Here is a 17,600-nt window from a genome sequence, read left to right on the forward strand (position 1 = left end):
TTTTTTTAAGACTTACTGAAGACGAGTTGTGTCTTTGTATTGAGATAAAGATGCTAAAGCGCGATCCAAATCTTCGATAATATCCTTTGCACTTTCTAGGCCGACTGATAATCGAATTAAAGTATCAGTGATACCTGTTGCCTGTTTTTCTGCAGGAGGGATTTTACTATGTGTTGTTGAGGCTGGATGTGTAACAATTGTTCGACTATCTCCCAAGTTGGCAGAACGACTGCACAACTCCAATTGATTGATAAACTGAATACCTTGTTCCAATTTCCCTTTGATACCAAAAGCGATAATGTTACCCCCTTGTTTCATTTGCTGTTTTGCCAATTCATATTGGGGATGACTGGGCAAAAACGGATATTTTACAAATTCAATCTGAGGGTGTTGTTCGAGATATTGCGCAATTTTCAATGCATTTTCACAATGTCGATCCACGCGTATAGCTAATGTTTCCAGACTTTTGGATAATACCCAGGCATTGAAAGGGGAAATAGAAGTGCCAATGGTTCGCGCAAAAACATAGATAGTGCGTATTAGCTCTTTTTTCCCAACAACAATCCCTCCGCAAACTCGGCCTTGTCCATCCATAAGTTTGGTTGCGGAATGAACCACCAAATGCGCACCAAAATCAATAGGGTTCTGTAAATAAGGCGTTGCAAAAGTGTTATCCACAATAAAAATTAAGTTGTGCTTTTGGGCAAGCGCTCCGAGAAAGGCTAAATCCAAGAGGTCAACACTTGGATTAGTTGGACTTTCTACAAATAAAATTGTAGTATTGGCTTGGATATACTGCTCGATAGCATCAATTTCATGAATGCTAAAATAGGTTGTATCAACCCCCCATTCGGGAAACATTGTACTAAATAAAGCACGTGTAGAGCCAAAGATATGCGAACAAGATAGGATGTGATCTCCGGTTTTCAGCAGCGGAAATAAACTGCAATACACAGCTGCCATTCCCGTCGCGAACGCATAGCCATCTTCGGCCTTTTCCAAGCGTTTGATTTTTTCAACTAGTTCTGTTTGATTGGGATTGCCGTATCTGGAATACGAATACGAATCGATTTCTTCGGCAAAAGTGGCACGCATAGCTTCCGCATCCTCAAATACAAAACTAGAAGTTACGTATAGAGGTGTAGAATGTTCCTTGAATTGGGTGCGTTCCGTTTGTGTGCGGATGGCTTGCGTTTCAAAGTCTAGATTGAGGGTGTTGCTGTTGTTTTTCATACTTATTTTATTTATCTGCCAAGCGAAGAATATCGCCAAATACACCGCGGGCAGTTACCGATGCACCAGCACCAGCACCTTGAATAAGGATTGGATTTTCGCCATAACTCTCCGTATATATTTCGAAAATACTGTCTGAACCTTTCAGTTGCCCCAAAGCAGAATGAATAGGCACCGCTATTAATTTGGTTTCTAAAACGCCTTTGTCCTGTTGTAGATCGCCCGAAAGCTCCCCTACATAACGCAAAACGGTATTCGGTTTTAACGCTTGTTTGATTTGATCGAAATAGGGATCTACTTGTTCCAAACTATTTAAAAAGGTAGAGGTACTAAGTGTTTGTAAGGTTGATGGAATTAAGTTTTGAATTTGGATTTCTTCTAACTCATTTTGTAAATCTAATTCGCGAGCGAGGATTAATAATTTTCGTCCCACGTCATTACCCGATAAATCCTCTCTCGGATCAGGTTCTGTAAAACCTTGGGTAATTGCTTCTTTTAAAATCGCACTAAAGGGTTTGTCTTCAATGGAATACTTGTTGAATATATAACTCAAACTACCCGAAAAAACACCTTTTATTTTGGTGATATTTTCCCCCGATAAATGCAGTAGTTTAATCGTGTCTATGAGCGGTAAACCTGCTCCTACATTGGTTTCGTATAAATATTCCTTGTGGTTTTTCTTTAGGGTATTGCGAAGTTCTTTGTAGAAAGTATAGGCAGTGGTATTGGCTATTTTATTGGAAGACACCAGATCAAATCCTCCGTTGATTAAGGAAAGATAATTTTCAACAAATACACCCGAAGCTGTATTGTCAATAGCGATGAGGTTCTCCAAGTGATTCTGATGTGCAAATGCCACAATATCCTCTATTTGATAGGGAATGCTTTTCTCTTGGAGATCATTTCTCCATTGGGTTGTTATGCCCTGATCCGAAAGCAATACTTTTTTAGAGTTTCCAATAGCAAAAATATGAAGGGTGATGTTTTTTTTGGCTTCAATCGCAGCGGCTGAGGTTAGGATTTGATCAATTAAGGTTCCGCCAACTACGCCATGTCCGAAGATGGCTAAATTGATTTTTTTAGCAATACCAAAAATTTGGCCATGGATGACGTTTACTGCTTTTTGAGCCTCGTCTTTGCGAACCACTAAACTCACATTCTTGCCTGTTACGGTATTGTTGAATAAAATGGGAACTATTTTATTTTTTACCAAAGCCGCATAAGGTTTATCAAAGGTGCTTAAATCCTGACCAATAATAGAAATTACAGCAATTGAATTGAGGATAGAAATCGCATTTACATCTTTGGTATAAAAGTCATTTTTAAATTCTTTGTTCAAAGCTTCAACCGCAAGAGGAGCATCTTTATCTTCCACAATAAAACCCAAACCGCGTTCTGAGGATCCTTGTGAAATTACACCTACGCTGACCCCTACATGGGCTAAAGCTGTAAATACACGTGCATCAATACCCACAATACCCAATAAACCGCGTCCTTCTAATTGAATTAAAGCAACATTGGATTGTACCGATACTGATTTTATTCCTTGTGCCGTAGGGTTTGCAGAAATTAAGGTTCCTGTATTTTCGGGGTTTAACGTATTTAAAATACGCAGTGGGATGTTATTTTCTACGAGTGGTAAAATAGTTTTTGCATGTAAAATAGAAGCCCCAAAATGAGCTAATTCATTGGCCTCATCAAAATGAAGCTCTTCAATCTTCTGTGCGTTTTTTACCCAATCTGGATTAGCAGTATAAATGCCGTCTACATGGGTGTAGTTTTGCAATTCTTCAGCTCCAATAAAATTTGCTAACAAGGCCGCAGAGTAATTACTGCCATTTCTTCCTAAGGTTGTGGTTTCCCCTTTTTCCGTTACGCCTATAAAACCCGTGACAACAGCTAGGGTATTTGGCTCTAAATTCTTGAAATAAACTTGGGTTTTAGCCTTTGATATTTCTTCATATGCTTGAGCATTGCCAAAATGAGTATCCGTAATAAAAAAATGACGGCTATCTACAAAAGTAGCGGGTAGGCCTTCTCTCGTTAGATGATGGGTTAATACTTTACCCGATATGATTTCACCTTGTGCTAAAATTTGGTCTTTGATTTTTAGATTGAAGTCTTCAAGGAGTGAAACCCCTTCATATAGTTTTTTAAGCACGTTAAATTCATCTTCTAGATCCACAGCGGAATGGTAGCTTCTCAATTTAAAATTGTGGAAGGCCGAAAGGTAATCCCCTTGGTTTTTAGCTAAGTCTAGGATGGTTTCTAACGTATCTGTTGTATCGCCAATAGCGGAAACGACCAAGGTAATTTTACCTTGAGTGGCTTTGTTTTTTACGATTTGGATAACCTGGTCAAAAGCCTGTCCTGATGCTAGTGATTTTCCTCCAAATTTTAATATTTTCATAAGATTGCTGATTTAAAATATTTGTTCTAATAAGTGGTTTAATTGATCGTATTCTAGTAAGAAAGCATCATGTCCATGGATGGATTGTATTTCTTGATAGGTAAGGTTTGCTTTGTGGAGCGCCATTTTCTGATAGGCTTGTTTCTGTTCCCTTTGCGTAAACATATAATCGGTATCGACAGCGATGATGTGAATTGCCGTTGGACTAGTTTGGGCAAATGCCAAAAGAAAGTCTTCAGTAAGCTGTGTACCTGTGGTTTTTAGCAAGTGGTTTAGCAAGCGATAAGCAACCAGTTGAAACCTTTCTTTTAAAACATTACCGTGGTAGTTTAACCAATTTTCAATCGCGTATTCTTGCTCTTCCTGCAGGTGTTTTCTGTTGAATTTCTGCACCAAGGAGTCTGGGGTTCGATACAATAACATCGCGTGTTTTCTGGCATCTTCTAAAGGATGACTAGAATGACTGAGTATGGCCTCTTGCACGTGAACTTGACCAATTAGCCAATCGGAGGCCTGATAACTTGTGGCTATTGGAATTAATCGCTCTACTGCATTTGGCTTTTGAAAGGTCATTTCCCAAGCGATATTTCCACCTAGACTCCCGCCAATGATTGCATATAAATGGGTTACACCTAATACTTCTAGTCCCTTCCAAAACAAAGTTCCAATTAGTGCCGTTGTAAAGGAAGTGTAGTTGTGAATTAAATGTTCTTCATTTGCTTCATAGCCATTTCCCGGAATATTGAACGCCACAACGGTATATCGATTTAAATCAATTACTTTATCCCAACCGATGAGGTTTTTCCACCAGCCTTTTTCACCAGCCACTGTGCTATTACCCGTTAAGGCATGATTAACCAAAACAAGAGGGGCTTGATGCAAAGGCTGACCAAATATTTCATAACTCAAATGAATGGTTTGCTTGGTGCCATCTGGTAAAGGATAATCCGGAAATTGAAGGTGTTTTAAACGACTCATACGTTAGTTATACTATTTTTTCTAGGGCTTGTTTTAAATCGGCAATCAGATCGTCTACCTCTTCTAATCCAACGGACAATCGAAGTAAACTTGGGGTTATACCTGCTTCAATCTGGTCTGCTTCAGGAACTGTGGTATGAGACATCTCACGCGGATAATTGCTTGTACTTTTAATACCGCCTAATCCTTCTGCTAGTTTGAATTGTTTCAGATTTTGAATGACGGTTAACGCAGCTTCTTTGGTATCCTGATGCAAATCAAAGGTTACCACCCCTCCAAAATACTTTTGCTGTTTTTGAGCCAGTTCATGCCCCACATGGGTGGTTAGCCCAGGGTAATACACCGTTCTTACTTTGGGGTGATGGGCTAAATAAGAGGCAATTTCTCCAGCATTAGCGGAGTGAATGCGGTAGCGAAATAGCAACGTTTCAATCCCGCGGATCGTTAAGAAACTATCAAAAGGACTCAAGATGGCACCCGTTGCGTTTTGGTGAAATCCAATTAACTGAGCTAGTGCCTCGTTTTTTGTGACAACCAAACCTGCCACTACATCTGAGTGCCCTGCAATGTATTTGGTGGCGCTGTGTACCACAAGATCGGCTCCTAGATCTAGCGGTTTTTGCGCAATAGGTGTAGCAAACGTATTATCCACACCAAGGAGTATTTGATGTGCTTTTGTCAGTTGCGCAATCGCTGAAATATCAGAAATTTGCAAGGTTGGATTGGTAGGGCTTTCTACCCAAATTAATTTGGTTTTGGAAGTAATAGTCCTTTTTATTTGCTCGATATCCGTGGTATCAACGTACGTAGTTTTAATTCCAAATTTTGCGTAAACCGAAGTAAATAACCGATAGGCACCGCCATAAATATTTTTAACGGCAATCACTTCATCTCCCGCAGCAAGGAGTTTAATTACAACGTCAATCGCGGCTAATCCACTGCTAAAAGCAAAACCATGGGTCCCATTTTCTAAGGAAGCAATTAAATTTTCTAACGCTTCTCGCGTTGGGTTGCTAGTACGCGTGTAGGAATACCCCTTATTAACGCCTGGTGCTTCTTGTACAAACGTGGTCGTTTGGTAAATTGGCACTGCAATTGCCCCTGTATGAGGGTCAATGGGAATGTGATTTAGTATATCGGTTTGTGTACTCATCTTATAAGGTTTGAAAAACGCGGTTTAAATCTTGTTTTAGATCTTCTATGTACTCAATTCCCACAGATAGACGTATCAAGTCAGGGGTTACCCCTGTTGCTTTTTGCTCTTCAATAGTCAATTGCTGGTGTGTTGTAGAGGCGGGGTGAATAAGGAGTGATTTTGTATCGCCAATATTGGCAACCAAAGAAAAAAGTTGCGTTTCATTGGCTACTTTTTTAGCCGCTTCAAATCCTTTTTTCAAACCGAAAGTAAGTACACCACTTTGACCTTCAGGTAAATACGTTTTTGCTAACGTATGGTAAGCACTCGATTTTAGTCCAGGGTAATTAACCCAAGCGACAGCTTCCTGTTTTTCTAACCATTCCGCTAAGGCTAAGGCATTCTCACTGTGTTTTTTGATTCGAAGTGGCAGTGTTTCTAACCCTTGAATAATTTGAAAAGCATTAAAAGGACTCAAGGCAGCCCCTAAATCACGTAACCCTTCTAAGCGTATTTTGCCAATAAAAGCTCCATTACCTAGGGCTTCGTGGTATATTAATCCGTGATAGCCAGCTGTGGGTTCTGTAAATTCAGGAAATTTGCCCTTGCTCCAGTCAAAGGTGCCCGCATCAATGATTGCACCTCCTAAACTTGTTCCATTGCCTGCAATATATTTAGTTAAGGAGTGGATAACAATATCAGCACCATGCTCAATGGGTCTTAAAAGCGAAGGAGAAGGAACGGTGTTATCCACGATAAAAGGAATTTTGTGTGCTTGTGCAATTTGAGATACCTTTTGTAAATCAATCACATCTAGTTTAGGATTACCTAAGCTTTCTACGAAAATGGCTTTTGTGTTTTGTTGAATATTCGCACGGAAATTTTCCAAATCAGAAGGATCAACAAAAGTGGTATGAATTCCGAATCGCGGTAAAGTGACATTGAGTAAATTGTAGGTTCCTCCATATAAACTGTTGGAGGCAACGATGTGATCCCCTGCTTTTAAAAGGGTTAACAAAGTAGTGCTTATAGCAGAAGCACCAGATGCAGTTACTACCGCTCCGATTCCTCCTTCTAAGGCAGCCAAGCGCTCCTCTAAAATAGCATTGGTTGGATTGTTTAAACGCGTATAAATATAAGCAGGTACAGTTAGATTGAAAGCACCAGCTGCATGATCTGCATTGTCAAATACATAAGATGAAGTTTGATAAATAGGCACCGCTCTTGTAGCCGCTGTTTGTCCTACTTGATGCCCTGCGTGCAAGGCTTGTGTTGAAAAATTGAAATTGCTCATGGTTTTTGTTTAAAGATTTTGAAAAAGACATAAAAAAAAGCCCCATCGGCAGACCGATGAGACTTCAACTAATTTATCCTACTATATAACAGGTTAACTTATTGACTTTCGGCCATACCAAGAGGTGAACATCATCGTGTTCATCATTAGGGGCATCATCAAAGGGTTAGTTCTTAAAATCATGGTTTAGGTTATAAAATGAAAAAACCTTTTTTTAAGGTTCTTTGAATCTATCTATTTATAGAGCAAATTTCTACAAAATATTTTTAATAGCAGGCATAAAAACTTTGAATGCTATAATTTTAGATAAAAATTCTTTAATAGGGTAGTGAATTCAGGGGTGTAACAGTGTCTTTTTTCTTCAATTATGAGTTCATTTAGAGGAATTTTCTCTATTCGCTCTCTGGAGAAAGCAATTAAACTGCGTTTTATCTCACTCGTAGGGGTTCCTTTTACCCTTGTAACCTTTAACGGATAGATTTCAAATTCTGCAGCAAGGTATATGATGCGTTCTTCTTCTTTGGCAGGAACGATAATACTGAATATTCCTTTTTCAGCTAAAAAGAATTCTACAGCTTCTATGAGTAAGTCAAAAGGGAGGGAGTCTTGAAAACGCGCTTGATCTCTTTTTTCATCAGGGGTATGGTAATCTTCACTGTAAAATGGAGGGTTTGATACAATGAGATCATAGGTTTCATCCATCCCATTAGCAAAGTCTTCCAAACCAGCATGGTAACAGAATAAACGATCGCCCCAAGGGCTATTTTCAAAGTTGTCAATGGCTTGTTCATGCGCATCTGCATCGATTTCGACGGCGTCAATTTGTTCGGCGTATGTGCGTTGAGCTAGCATTAAGGCGAGTAAACCTGTGCCCGAACCAATGTCTAGAATTTTCACTGGATTGTGGTCTACGGGAGTCCATGCGCCTAATAATACGCCATCTGTGCCTACTTTCATCGCACATTTATCTTGGTGTATGGTGAATTGTTTGAATTGAAACATAAGAGTAAATATAATTTCGATGCTTCAAAAGTACAAAAAAGGAATGGGTAATAGGATAAGCGTCTTTGTGATAGAAAGGGAAAGGAAAAGGAAAAAAAAAGAGTAGGTCTATATTTTTATCTTATACTAGTTCCCAGGTTTTGTTGTATTTATTTAATTCTTTAAAACTTGTAATCCGAATGAGTGGCAGTCTACTTTTTTCGATGAGTTGTTGATATTTCACCTTGTTTTTAGGAACGTGAATCAAAATGTGACGCACCATTTTCCAGCTAAACTGTTGAGTCGCACCATCGAGATTTCCTGCCCGATTCGGTTGATTGCTCAAACAGCGCTTGATATACCAATAGACGGAGTTCCGCCTTGAAAAATCAAGCCAAATTACACAAGTAGCATGAGCCAAGCGCTCAGGCATCAAGTAACTGTAGTTTCCCTCAATAACCCATTGATCATGCTGAATTAAAAAGGCTTGATGATCCTGTTTCATCAATTCACGGTCTCTCGCTTGCCAATTGGTATGGGGAAGATGAGCGATTTGATCCAGGTGACAAATCGCTACGTTGAGGTGGTTACCTAGCTGTTGTGCCAACGTAGATTTACCTGCAGCACTAGTGCCAATAATACAAATGCGTTTGCCTAAAAGCTCGAGTTTCATTCTTTTTTAGGTGTAAATGTACAAAGTTATAGTTTATCTTTCTTTTTGAGTTCTTTCATTAAATCTTCTAAATAATCGACTTGCACTTCTTGTATTTCAAGGAGTTTTTTGTTTTGGTGCACCAGTAAATGATCTATTTTTTCGCTGAGTAATTTAATTTCTAGTTCTGCTTTAAGGTTGATTTTATAATCGTGTTCTCCGCGTTGCCTGTCTTTTTGTTCCTGTCTATTCTGACTCATCATAATAATGGGCGCTTGGATAGCGGCTAAACAAGAGAGGATTAAATTGAGTAAAATAAAGGGAAACGGATCAAAAGGTTTGGTTGTTAATACCCAGATATTAATAATCATCCAAACGATAAGAAAGGAAAAAAAAGTGATGATAAACGTCCAGCTTCCACCGAAATCAGCGACTTTATCTGCAATTCTTTGCCCCAAGGTCAATTGGGTTTCATTGTCATCTTGAATATTTTCTGAGAGAATAGAATTGTTTTGAATCGCTTCTAAAACATCTTTATCCAATACGGCTAATTCTCCCTTTTCTTGGCGCATTAAGTCGGCCAAGTAAAGGCGTCTATATCGATTGAGCTCGTTTAAGGTAATATAATCCTCTTTGGAAAAGGTAGGATAATCGCGCTGAATCAACTCGAAAACACCTTTTCTAATATCTTTAGCCCTAATGTCTTCGCCTGGATTGATGGTAACTTTACTTATTGCACTTATTTTCATTTTTTTCTATTAAATGTAGAAAGACTTTTTGAGTTTTCAACTCTTTTGTTTGTTGTTTTTACACTTTTACTACTTTAAACCCTTCAGACAAGCGCGTATAAAAATACAATCCAACCCAGGTGAGGTAGTCTATGCATGGATCTGAAATCTTGCTTTGTTCTATTTGAAACGGAGTTCCTTCGAGGATAGTAGGACAATGCTTGGAGAATACTAGGTTAGAGGTTATTTTGTTGAAGGAATGTTGAAGTATGGTTGAGGAAGTGTTGAGGAAGTGTTGAGTGATTCTCAAAAGTATATCTTTCTTCGTATTGATGTGAATTGTGCGGTGAAAGGTTTTTTACAGCAGGAAAGTTGAGCATGGAATAAAAGGTTTACTACCTCTATTTAGGAACATTCACTCTTCCTTGTTCACTACCTACCAAAAAAAAACACCTCAAAAGAATTTCTTCTCTTGAGGTGTTGCATACTATGAATGGTAAAACTAGTTATCTACATATAAATCTACTAGACCAGCAGGAATATTTAGCACTAATTTTTTGTTTTCTCGATCCACTTGCTCGATAAACTGATCAATCATGGGTACTAAAATTTCAATTCCCTTGTGATCAATTTCAAATAAAACTTGGTAATTGCGGTCATTAATACGAACCAAGGTACCAATGGGACCTAGTGTAGTATCAATAACTTCAAATCCTTCCACTTCGTGGTAATAGAACTTATTTCCTTCTAATTTAGGCAATAAGTTTAAAGGCAAATACAATTCCGAACCAATTAAATGCTCAGCATCTTCTTCGGAGTTGCTGTCTTCAAATTTGACTCTTAAGAAATCATTTTTGTGCAAAAAAGCATCTTCAATAAAAAAAGGAACCAATTGTCCGTTGAAGTCAACGAACACTGATTCCAAATTTTCGTATAACTCAGGTTCATCTGTGTCTAAATAGACCAAAAGTTCCCCTTTGAAGCTAAATTTTTTTGCGATTTTGCCTAAATAGAAACAATCTTGTTTACGCATATCGCTTAGAAATTAGGCTTGAGTTTCTTCGTTGCTTTCTTCTGTAGCTACTTCAGTCTCTTCAACTGTAGTTTCTTCTGTAGCTTTAACTACTTGAGAAGCAGCACGCTTAGCGTTAACTTCTTTCTCAGCAGCGATTTTTTGTGCTTTTTCAACTGCTTTAGAAGAGGTTAAACCCTCTTTTTTAGCGTTGATTTTGTTTGATTTCTCCTCTAACCAAGCAGCAAATTTAGCATCTGCTTGCTCTTGAGTTAAAGCACCTTTGTTAACTCCACCTTGTAAGTGGTGTTTCAATAAAGCACCTTTGTAAGAAAGTAAGTTTCTAGCAGTATCCGTTGGTTGCGCACCATTGAATAACCATTTAACAGCTGAATCTACATCAAGCTCAACCGTTGCAGGGTTAGTGTTTGGATTGTAAGTACCAATTTTCTCTAAGTATTTACCATCTCTTTTAGCACGCGCATCAGCAGCTACTACCCAGTAAAAAGGTTTTCCTTTTTTACCGTGTCTTTGTAATCTAATTTTTACAGACATAATTATTTGTTTTGTTTGAGGTACCCGACCTCTATTAAAAATCTGTGCAAAGATACTAACTTTTTTAATTAGTTGAAATAATAAAATGTAAAAATGTGTTTTTTAAGTCCCTTGATTCTAAGTGTATTAGTAATTTAGTGAGCGGGTAGTTCTTGTTAAAATAGGCATCGAGGGTATCTTTTTATTTTTAAATGACTAAATAAGAGGAAGTATTTCTTGTTCTTCTGTCTGGAAGTCTTTTTTATAATTTGCAAAAATTAGGATAAAGTGAAAATAAATTGATTTTTAGGAAAGAATAAGAAATAAAAAATGTATTTTTCTCAAAAGAATGAACCACAGTAGGTCGCATAGTGTAGGATTAAAATTTATTTTTAAAGAAATTGTAATATAACTTCCCTTTCAAAGTTAAAGTTTTATTAAAAAAATTTTTTTATGAACAATAAAAAATATATTTTTGCGATGTATATATAACATATAAAGGTTAGTACAATATGAGAAAGATAATAGGAATATTTGCTTTAGCTCTGGGATTTATGGCGTGTGAAAATGATGTTAAATTTTCAGACCCTGGCATGCATGCTACAATGACTGTAGATGCAATTATTGATTCGACAAGAATAAATGGGAATCCATATAGTCAATTTGCTGAATATAAACCACAAAGCTTTACCGCCTATGTAGTTAATGATAAAACGTTGATTATTGATGCTAAGACAGATTCGACACAATTGAGAATTTATTTGCCAGATTATGAATTTGGTGCGAAATATGAATTTAATGCTACGGATAATATCAAGGCAGATTATTTAGTCTCTAACGATTTTGGAAATATTACTTCTGCTTATGCTACAGATGCTATGGGAATGAGTGATAACAAGCCAGTAAATCGTCCGGGATACGTAATCTTAGATCCTGCGGATAAACAAGTACCAGGAACAATCTCTGGGACATTTGTAATCAATATGAATGCATCAAAATTACCAGAAGATGTACTAGATCCTGTTAACGGGAAAAAAATCAAGCGCTTCGTAGATAGAAAAGCATTTGACAGTGGGGTTTTCTATAGAATTCCACTTGAGAGAGGAGAATAAAAAGTTGTAAATTTATTTATATTGAAAAAAGTCGCTTACCGAGTAAGCGACTTTTTTTGTACCTTTGAAATTGTTATAAATCTCCCTATTTTTAGGTTAACATTCTATAAATCAAGTATGTATTTAATTTTTGATACGGAAACCACTGGGCTTCCGAAGAGTTGGTCTGCCCCTTTAACGGATACTGATAACTGGCCTCGCTGTGTGCAAATTGCTTGGCAGTTGCACGATGATATGGGGCGACTTGTTGAACATCAAGATTATATAATCAAACCCACAGGATTTAATATCCCGTATGATGCAGAGCGAATTCACGGAATTTCTACGGAATTAGCTCAGGAGCAGGGAATTGATTTGGAAGAAGCTTTAGCTAAATTTAATATTGCCTTGTCAAAAGCACATTTTGTCGTAGGACAAAACATTGGATTTGACGTCAATATCATGGGGTGTGAGTTGCATCGTATGGGGGTAGATAGTCGTTTAACTAAAATGCCTGTATTAGATACTTGTACGGAAGTTACAGCAGAGTTACTTAAGCTACCTGGAGGACGTGGAGGACGATTTAAATTACCTACACTAACGGAGTTACATACCTATTTGTTTGGGGATGCTTTTGCAGAAGCTCATAATGCAACGGCTGATGTGGAAGCAACGACGCGTTGCTTTTTAGAGTTGGTGAAACGCGAAACGTTTTCAAAAGCAGAATTGCACTGTGATGATACGTATATTCAACGCTATAAAGCTTTTAATCCAGAACCTTTTCAACCGGTTGGATTAAAACACATCAATCTAAAAAAGGCATCAGATGAAATAAGAGCGCGTTTAGCGAAGCAGCAAAATAGTGCTACAGGTACTATTTCTGAGGAGGAACGCTTGAAATTTCAAAATGCTCAATTTGCTCATTTACATGTGCATACCCAATTTTCGGTTTTACAATCTACCATAAGTATTCCTAATTTAGTAAAGAAAGCAGGGGAGATGAATTTGTCTGCTATTGCAATGACCGATCACGGGAATATGATGGGTGCGTTTCATTTTGTTATGGCGGTGAGCAATCACAATAAAGCAATAGAAGCCCAGAACAAAGAGCGTTTAGCCAATGGAGAAGCAGCTTTGCCTATCCTTACGCCAATTGTAGGTTGTGAGTTTTTTATTAATGAAAATCACTTAGACCGCAGTAAAAAAGACAACGGTTACCAAGTGGTACTTTTAGCTAAAAATAAAAAGGGGTACCACAATTTAGCAAAAATGGCTTCTATCGCTTATACGGATGGTTTTTATTATGTACCGCGTATTGATAAAAGTGTGGTTGAACAGTATAAAGAGGATATACTAGTACTTACCGGAAATTTATATGGAGAGATTCCAGGAAAGATACTAAATATTGGTGAGCGCCAAGCAGAAGAAGCTTTAGTATGGTGGAAAGAGCAATTTGGCGAGGATTTGTATATTGAATTGATGCGTCACGGTCAAGAAGATGAAAAGCGTGTGAATCAGGCTTTGATTGAATTGGCACGTAAACACAACGTTAAAATGATTGCAACGAATAATGCATATTATTTAGACAAAAAGGACGCCAATGCCCATGATATTTTACTTTGTGTAAAAGAGGGTGAAAAACAAAGCACGCCTATTGGAAGAGGCAGAGGCTATCGCTATGGATTGCCCAATCAGGAGTACTATTTCAAGTCGGAAGCAGAAATGAAAAAACTGTTTGAGGATTTGCCTGAAGCGATTTACAACATTCAAGAAATTGTCGATAAAGTGGAACCTTTTGTACTCCATCGCGATGTATTACTTCCCAAGTTTGAGATTCCAGAAGAATTTCAAGATGCGAGTGATTTAGAAGGCGATGGCTCTGGGAAACGAGGGGAAAATAACTATTTAAAATATTTGACTAACGAAGGCGCGAAACACCGTTATTCGGAAGTAACACCAGAAATACAAGAGCGTTTAGATTTTGAATTAGAAACGATTGAGCGTACTGGATATCCAGGTTACTTTTTAATTGTGCAAGACTTTATTGCTGCAGCTCGGGCAATGGGTGTTTCTGTAGGGCCAGGACGTGGTTCTGCTGCGGGGTCTGCAGTAGCTTATTGTTTGAAAATTACGAACTTAGATCCGATTGAATACGATTTGCTTTTTGAGCGTTTCTTAAATCCAGATCGGGTGTCGATGCCCGATATTGATATTGATTTTGACGACGAAGGGCGTAGTAAAGTCATGGACTATGTAATTAATAAGTATGGTTCAAATCAAGTGGCGCAAATTATTACCTACGGTAAAATGGCAACCAAATCAGCCATTCGAGATACAGCTCGTGTATTGGATTTACCGCTATTTGAAGCCGATCGAATTGCCAAGTTAATTCCGGGAATGATGCCTTCCAAATGGACTTTGGCTCGTTTCTTATCGGAAGGTGAAGATGCTATTAAAGCGGTGTTGCGAAGCGAGGATTTTGATAAAGTAAAAGAATTAATTGCTTTAGCAAAAGAAGATACGTTAGCAGCAGAAACCATACAGCAGGCAAAAATATTAGAAGGATCCATGCGAAATACGGGAATTCACGCCTGTGGGGTTATTATTACCCCTGATGATATTACCAAATTCGTTCCTGTTACAGTAGCTAAAGATTCGGATTTATATGTCACGCAATTCGATAACTCTGTAGCTGAGAGTGCGGGTCTTTTAAAAATGGATTTCTTAGGGTTAAAAACATTGACCCTGATAAAAGATACAGTTAAGCTCGTAAAATATAGAACGGGAATAGAAATTGATCCCGATTTGATTCCTATTGACGATGAGAAAACCTATGAGCTTTTCCAACGCGGTGAAACTATTGGCGTATTCCAGTATGAGTCGGCGGGAATGCAAAAATACATGCGAGAGCTAAAACCTACGGTTTTTGGTGATTTAATTGCAATGAATGCGTTATATCGCCCAGGACCCTTGGAGTATATTCCTTCCTTTATTCGCCGTAAAAACGGAGAAGAACCTATAGTATATGATTTAGATGCTTGTGAAGAGTATCTGCAAGAAACCTATGGAATTACGGTTTACCAAGAACAGGTGATGTTGTTGTCGCAAAAATTGGCTGGTTTTACCAAAGGTGAAGCGGACGTTTTGCGTAAGGCCATGGGAAAGAAACAAAAAGAAGTGCTTGATAAAATGAAGCCTCAGTTTGTGGATCAAGCGGCACAAAAAGGACATGATCCTGTCGTTTTAGAGAAGATTTGGAAAGACTGGGAGGCTTTTGCTTCGTATGCGTTTAATAAATCTCACTCTACCTGTTATGCTTGGATTGCGTATCAAACGGCCTATTTAAAGGCACATTATCCAGCGGAATATATGGCTGCCGTGCTATCGAATAACATGAATGATATCAAGCAAGTAACCTTCTTTATGGAAGAATGTAAACGCATGGGATTACACGTATTAGGACCGGATGTCAATGAGTCATTTTACAAGTTTACGGTAAACGATGAGTATGCAATTCGCTTTGGAATGGGAGCCGTAAAAGGCGTTGGACAAGGGGCTGTGAAAACCATTGTCGATAAACGAACCAATGCACCATATCGTTCTATCTTTGATTTAGCCAAGAAAATTGATTTGAGAGCGGCCAATAAAAAAGCCTTTGAAAACTTGGCCTTAGCAGGCGGTTTTGATTGTTTTGAAAATACACATCGCGCGCAGTATTTCTATACAGATCCCTCAGATCCGAATACTTTTTTGGAAAAAGCAATTAAGTACGGGGCTAAAACGCAAGAAAGTGAAAACTCAGCACAAGTCAGTTTGTTTGGCGATAGCAGTGAGGTTCAAATACCAGAACCCCTTTTACCTGCTTGTGAAGAGTGGAGTACAATGGAGAAACTGGCCAAAGAAAAAGAAGTGGTCGGTATATATATATCAGGGCATCCGTTAGATGATTTTCGCTTTGAATTGAAGAATTTTTGCAATGTACGAGTAGAAGAACTCACGCGTTTAGAAAACTTTACAGGACGTATTATGAGTTTTGGTGGAATGATTAGCGATGTTCAATTTAGAACGTCCGCTAAAGGAAAAGATTGGGCTGCTTTTACAATTGAAGGCTATGACGAATCTTTTGAATTCCGACTGTTTAACGAAGATTTCTTGAAATTCAGGCATTTTCTATTGATCAATACGTTTGTGTTTGTTCGCGTACAAATAAATGAAGGATGGATTCGAAAAGATACCGGCGAGCGTGGAGAACCCCGTTTGCAGTTTATGGAGATGAAATTGCTGCATGAGGTAATTCCCGCTTTTGCTAAACAATTAGTGGTTCAACTGAATGTAAAAGACCTCAGTGAAGTGAAATTAAATCAAATCAAAGAAATCCTAACGAAGTATAGAGGAGATAAACAGGTGTTTTTTGATATTTATGAGCTTGAAAAACTAGCATTGGAAGAGCAAACGACAACCAGACCAATAGTCAATATACCAATCAATGAAGAGGAAGAAAGTATGGATGATGTGGAAGGAGAAGCGAATGTTTCTTTTGAAGTAGAAGAGAAAAGAGAAGAGTTTAGAATTGTCAACCGCATAGAAATGGCAAGTAGAAATAGTCGAATTACCCTTAGTGCTGATTTGTTAGAAGAATTGGAACGTCAACAAGTGATGTTCAAATTAAATTAGAACGTTCAAATAAACCGATTTAAAAGCCTTAATTCCACTTAGAATTGAGGCTTTTTTTATGGGTTATGGGTTATGGGTTATGGGGTATGGGTTATGGGTTATGGGGTATGGGTTATGGGTGAGCCATTGTATTTTGTAGAATATGGGTTGCTTTTTCAATAGCACAATCCATTTTAGACGAAAGAGAAATAAAGTAATCACCTTGCCATGCTTTTGTTTGTAGGGCTTGTTTACTAGTGGGGATATCCCACTGCGGATAAACGCGAAATCCTCTTTTACCTTCTTTTCCTGCGGTTGTGAGGATATGTTTATCACCTAGTAACTGCCTCGGAAAGATAAAACAACCCCATTGTTCTTGATTTGCTACAACAATAAAGTAAAAATCAAAAGGATCTGTTATATCGAATGGGACTGTGATTTGCTGAGCATTTCTTTTCCACAACGTCACAAACTGACCTGCTTTTTTAGGTGTTATTTTAGCTTTTCGAAACTTAATGGCAAGTTGGTCTACTTGATAGTTATACCCTAAATAGTCTGCGCATTCTTTATCTTGGGTACCTGTAGAGAGTTGTAAACCTAAATGTTGATGAAGGCGTGTTTCAATCTGTTTTAATTCGGCTTGCATGATTTGTATGCTATAGTTTTTATTCAATAAGGAGTAGAGGAATAAACTTCTGGACGTCCTATATGGAGCATTTGTCAAAGGGATTCCACAGAGGAAAGGTACGGTATTTTAGTTTTAAAAAGGAGGTTAGAGCAAAATAGAAAGAGTATTTTTAGAACTAATGACAAGCATTAGATAGCCTTTCTATATTTTGGAATAGATAAAATTGATGAAAAAGGAAGAGGTAAGTATAATTATTTTAGTAGTTTTGTGT

General features: G+C 38.0%; 13 protein-coding genes. 2 read left to right on the forward strand and 11 right to left on the reverse strand.

The genetic code is table 11. From position 1 onward, the window contains the following. Window positions 1-12: 12 nt before the first annotated feature. The 10 genes from ACMHJ2_RS01705 to ACMHJ2_RS01750 all read right to left on the reverse strand — a co-directional run bounded on the left by ACMHJ2_RS01705 (window position 13) and on the right by ACMHJ2_RS01750 (window position 10,978). On the reverse strand, window positions 13-1,233 hold the full coding sequence (locus tag ACMHJ2_RS01705; protein WP_413511236.1) for a trans-sulfuration enzyme family protein: 1,221 nt from the start codon (window positions 1,231-1,233) through the stop codon (window positions 13-15). Window positions 1,234-1,240: 7 nt separating this feature from the next. Then, window positions 1,241-3,643 carry a bifunctional aspartate kinase/homoserine dehydrogenase I gene (gene thrA, locus ACMHJ2_RS01710; protein WP_413511237.1) on the reverse strand — a complete coding sequence of 801 codons (2,403 nt, stop codon included), beginning with the start codon at window positions 3,641-3,643 and terminating at the stop codon, window positions 1,241-1,243. A gap of 12 nt (window positions 3,644-3,655) precedes the next feature. Next, window positions 3,656-4,621 carry an alpha/beta fold hydrolase gene (locus ACMHJ2_RS01715; protein ID WP_413511238.1) on the reverse strand — a complete coding sequence of 322 codons (966 nt, stop codon included), beginning with the start codon at window positions 4,619-4,621 and terminating at the stop codon, window positions 3,656-3,658. A gap of 7 nt (window positions 4,622-4,628) precedes the next feature. Beyond that, window positions 4,629-5,774 (reverse strand): trans-sulfuration enzyme family protein, encoded by a 1,146-nt coding sequence (locus ACMHJ2_RS01720; RefSeq protein WP_413511239.1) that lies wholly within the window; start codon window positions 5,772-5,774, stop codon window positions 4,629-4,631. Window position 5,775: 1 nt separating this feature from the next. After that, window positions 5,776-7,050 carry an O-acetylhomoserine aminocarboxypropyltransferase/cysteine synthase family protein gene (locus ACMHJ2_RS01725; protein ID WP_413511240.1) on the reverse strand — a complete coding sequence of 425 codons (1,275 nt, stop codon included), beginning with the start codon at window positions 7,048-7,050 and terminating at the stop codon, window positions 5,776-5,778. A 294-nt stretch (window positions 7,051-7,344) separates the two neighbouring features. Next, the gene (locus ACMHJ2_RS01730; protein ID WP_413511241.1) at window positions 7,345-8,052 is read right to left on the reverse strand and encodes a tRNA1(Val) (adenine(37)-N6)-methyltransferase; all 708 of its coding nucleotides are present in this window, start codon (window positions 8,050-8,052) and stop codon (window positions 7,345-7,347) included. A 121-nt stretch (window positions 8,053-8,173) separates the two neighbouring features. After that, the gene (locus ACMHJ2_RS01735; protein WP_413511242.1) at window positions 8,174-8,704 is read right to left on the reverse strand and encodes an adenylate kinase; all 531 of its coding nucleotides are present in this window, start codon (window positions 8,702-8,704) and stop codon (window positions 8,174-8,176) included. Between the two features lie 26 nt (window positions 8,705-8,730). After that, the gene (locus tag ACMHJ2_RS01740) at window positions 8,731-9,432 is read right to left on the reverse strand and encodes a DUF1003 domain-containing protein (protein WP_413511243.1); all 702 of its coding nucleotides are present in this window, start codon (window positions 9,430-9,432) and stop codon (window positions 8,731-8,733) included. Window positions 9,433-9,913: 481 nt separating this feature from the next. Beyond that, the gene (gene rimM / locus ACMHJ2_RS01745; protein ID WP_413511244.1) at window positions 9,914-10,444 is read right to left on the reverse strand and encodes a ribosome maturation factor RimM; all 531 of its coding nucleotides are present in this window, start codon (window positions 10,442-10,444) and stop codon (window positions 9,914-9,916) included. Between the two features lie 12 nt (window positions 10,445-10,456). Continuing rightward, window positions 10,457-10,978, reverse strand: a complete 522-nt coding sequence (locus ACMHJ2_RS01750; RefSeq protein ID WP_413511245.1) for a 30S ribosomal protein S16 — start codon at window positions 10,976-10,978, stop codon at window positions 10,457-10,459. Between the two features lie 491 nt (window positions 10,979-11,469). Between ACMHJ2_RS01750 and ACMHJ2_RS01755 the strand changes: the two genes are divergently transcribed. After that, window positions 11,470-12,069 carry a DUF6252 family protein gene (locus tag ACMHJ2_RS01755; protein ID WP_413511246.1) on the forward strand — a complete coding sequence of 200 codons (600 nt, stop codon included), beginning with the start codon at window positions 11,470-11,472 and terminating at the stop codon, window positions 12,067-12,069. Between the two features lie 117 nt (window positions 12,070-12,186). Then, window positions 12,187-16,722: a DNA polymerase III subunit alpha gene (gene dnaE, locus ACMHJ2_RS01760; RefSeq protein ID WP_413511247.1), complete on the forward strand. Its 4,536-nt coding sequence runs from the start codon at window positions 12,187-12,189 to the stop codon at window positions 16,720-16,722. Window positions 16,723-16,834: 112 nt separating this feature from the next. Here dnaE and ACMHJ2_RS01765 read toward each other — a convergent pair whose 3' ends face one another. Continuing rightward, window positions 16,835-17,347, reverse strand: coding sequence for a MepB family protein (locus ACMHJ2_RS01765; RefSeq protein WP_413511248.1), 513 nt, complete (start codon window positions 17,345-17,347; stop codon window positions 16,835-16,837). Window positions 17,348-17,600: the final 253 nt, after the last annotated feature.

It is taken from the genome of Myroides odoratus (assembly GCF_965118575.1).
In the GTDB taxonomy this organism is placed as follows: Bacteria; Bacteroidota; Bacteroidia; order Flavobacteriales; family Flavobacteriaceae; genus Flavobacterium; species Flavobacterium odoratum_B.